This is a genomic window from Terriglobus sp. YAF25, from assembly GCF_052113305.1.
Classification (GTDB): domain Bacteria; phylum Acidobacteriota; class Terriglobia; order Terriglobales; family Acidobacteriaceae; genus Terriglobus.
The window spans coordinates 1-2,936 of the sequence record NZ_JBFRCY010000599.1 but is presented as its reverse complement, the minus strand read 5'-3'; the positions used below and the strand labels follow the sequence as shown (position 1 = coordinate 2,936).

The 2,936-nt window shown below is 54.6% G+C and carries 3 protein-coding genes; 1 reads left to right on the top strand and 2 read right to left on the bottom strand.

What is annotated here, in order from left to right; translation table 11 throughout:
• The coding region (locus tag AB4043_RS20820; protein WP_442307964.1) for a carboxypeptidase-like regulatory domain-containing protein at positions 1-518 on the bottom strand (518 nt) is incomplete at its 3' end.
• 303 nt (positions 519-821) lie between these two features.
• Between AB4043_RS20820 and AB4043_RS20815 the strand changes: the two genes are divergently transcribed.
• Complete coding sequence (locus AB4043_RS20815) at positions 822-1,982, top strand: substrate-binding domain-containing protein (protein WP_442300022.1); 1,161 nt, start codon at positions 822-824, stop codon at positions 1,980-1,982.
• A gap of 54 nt (positions 1,983-2,036) precedes the next feature.
• On the opposite strand, the gene AB4043_RS20810 is transcribed toward AB4043_RS20815, so the two are convergent.
• A complete protein-coding gene (locus AB4043_RS20810; protein ID WP_442300023.1) occupies positions 2,037-2,549 on the bottom strand; it encodes a response regulator in 513 nt (170 codons plus the stop codon).
• Positions 2,550-2,936: the final 387 nt, after the last annotated feature.

Sequence of the window (2,936 nt, the reverse complement as noted above, 5' to 3'; positions counted from 1 at the left end):
GTCCATGTGGTGGCAGGTGAATTGCCATTGCCTATCGGTGCCGCTCCGGTGGTGAGCTGCGTGAGCTGCACGAAGTTGCGGCCATTCAGCGGCAATGTCTGAATGCTGTTCTGATTGATGACCTGTCCAACAGCAGCGCTCTCTGAATTGAGCATTGCAGCCTGGCTCGCCGAAACGGTGACGGACTCAGTGTTGTCGCCGACTTGCATGTGGACTTCCAGATTGGTGCGCTGCCCAATCACAACCGTGATGCCGTTCAGCTCTGCCCGGCGGAAGCCATCGCGGCTGGCGACCAGCTTGTAATTGCCGGGCCTCAACGAGCTGAAGACAGCGAGCCCGTTCGCATCGGTCTTCAGGACCGTCTGCTGGCCCGTCTCTAACTGGGTAAGCACAAGGCTGGCATCGGGGACCATCGCACTGGATGGGTCCGCGACCGACGCGATGATGTCACCTGTTGTCGACTGAGCAACGCACGGCAACACCAGCAACAGAAGACATACGGAAAAACAACCAACCATCCTGCACTGCCGTACGAAGCCTACGTGTCTCCATGGCCTGAAGATCTTGTAGCAAAGCTGATCTTTCTGAAACATGTTCGCCTCCGGACTCAGGCATGGACATGCGGTAGACCTGAGAATGGCGAACATCCTAGCCACGCGAATTGCCTACTCTCCAAAGGAAAGTCCGGCGTGGGATAAATTTCACACTGCGAAATCTTCAAGACTCGGAATTGCCAGATTCTCACTGATTTTCTAAAACAAAACCTCGCACTGGCGGTTTCCTTTCGCAGCATGATATTTTGCACTGCGGAAGAATCTCCAATGCCCTCAAAACGTGAGCCCACCACGCGTAACGGCGCTGTGCAGTCGGTTATACGCGCCTGCGAGATCCTGAAATACCTTCAACAATCGTCGGGAGACGTAAGCCTCGACGCCGTCTGCAGGAATACGTCTCTCCCAAGGCCAAGCGCTTACCGTCTGCTGTCAACGCTGGTTGGGTGCGGCATGATCGAGCGTATCTCCAAAAACAGCTATCGCCCTGTCGTCCTCGCAGGCATCAAGAAGCCTCGTATCGGCTATGCGTCACAGACAGAGGAGTTTTCGTTTTCCCGGCTGGTTTGTGACAGCATTCGAAGCAGCGCTTACCACGCAGGGATCGAGCTTCTGGTGCTGGACAATCACTATTCACCGAAGGCAGCGCTGCGCAACGCGGATACCTTTGTACGGGAGCATCTGGACCTCGTGATCGAGTTCCAGACGAATCATCAGAGCGCCTCACTCGTAGCCGCGAAGATTCTCGAAGCAGGGATCCCTATGATTGCCATCGAGGTGCCGCATCCCGGCGCTACCTACTATGGAGCAGACAACTACAGGGCCGGCATTCTGAGTGGGCGCGCTTTGGGCAAGGCATGTCTGCAGCAATGGCAAGGCATTGTCGACGAGGTCGTATTGATGGAGCTGCCCGTTGCCGGACCGCTGCCTCGGTCGAGAATGACCGCAACTCTCGCCGGCCTGCGCGAGATTCTTCCACGGTTTCCAGAGGAGAAAGCAGTCTTTCTCGACGGGAACGGCCGCTTCGAGGGAAGCCTCGCAGCCATGAGGAAACACCTGAGGCGAAGCCGCGCCAAAAAGATACTGCTGGCGGGCCTGAACGATCCGAGTTGTCTCGGTGCGCTGCAGGCACTGGAAGAGAGTGGCCGCTCACAGGACTGCCTGGCGGTGGGACACAACGCCAGCATTGAGGCACGACGAGAGATGCGGCGTCCGCGCTCGCGGCTCATCGGCTCTGTCGGCTATTTTCCAGAAAAGTATGGGGAGGCCGTGATTCAGTTGGCCATGGATATGATCCACGGACGGGAGGTACCAGCCGCAACCTTCGTAAAGCATCGGCTGATCCATCCCGGCAACGTGGATGCTGCATATCCGAACGATCACGAAATCAGCATGGCCAACTCCGATTCGCTCCTCTATAGCAAACGATGACCTTCGTTCATAGCATATTAATCGAGCAACCTCTGCTGAATGTCAGGAACACCATCATTGCAGGGTGGCAATCTCCTCCAGAAGTTGCCTTGGATGGACAGGTTTTGTCAGCAATTGAAAAGAGTAGCCCTGTGCGCGGGCGTCATTCATGAGATCGCTCGTTGCTGCCTGTCCAGAGAAGAGAAGAATTTTACAGCGGGGATATATCTTTGCCACCTGGATCGCAAGTTCAATGCCTGAGATCTCGGGCATCATGACATCACTGATGAGGAGGTCGGGGGGCGATATTTTCATACGCTCCAGAGCTTCCAATGGGTTCGTAAAGTATGACGCATCATATCCTTCACGACGAAGAATGATAGCAAGCGACTCGGAGATAACCTGTTCATCATCCACGACGAAAACGACAGAGACATGCTGATCGGACATAACACCTCCGTCTTTTGGCGGGAGAAGCGAGTAAAAAGTTCGTGCCAAAAGAACTTCCTTTCGTCTTACGCCGCGCATTTTCTGTGATTTATCAACGCGGTCTATGTATGGTTGAGCAATTAGCTTGCCAATAGCCACACATTGAGATCCCTCAGGATGCTCTTCGATTGATCTCGCTAAACATATGTCAGCAAGGCGTTTAGCAGAATTCGCGGATATCCAACGAGGTGAGACAGCTTATTGGCGTTCCCCACCATCTAACGCGTTGAAGTGGCGTCCTTAGCTCCAGGTCTCATAGAAATCCTCCGCTCTACTCTCGCGCGGGTAGAGCAGAAGCTAGGTCTTTCCCCCCATGACAATGCGGTGGTAGAGCTTCGGCATTCCATCGTCCGAATGATCACGGAACTGGAGATCGCAAAGATTCGTGAGACTGAGAAAGAACAGGAGTCGGAGCCTGACGAACAGAAACGCGAGCCGGCAGCCTGACCCCGATCCTTCATGACTCACCTTCGCTCGATCCTATGA

What these genes read in the sequence shown, in the direction of transcription:
- AB4043_RS20815 (WP_442300022.1), top strand. Translation starts at nt 822, where the DNA reads ATGCCCTCAAAACGTGAGCCCACCACGCGTAACGGCGCTGTGCAGTCG.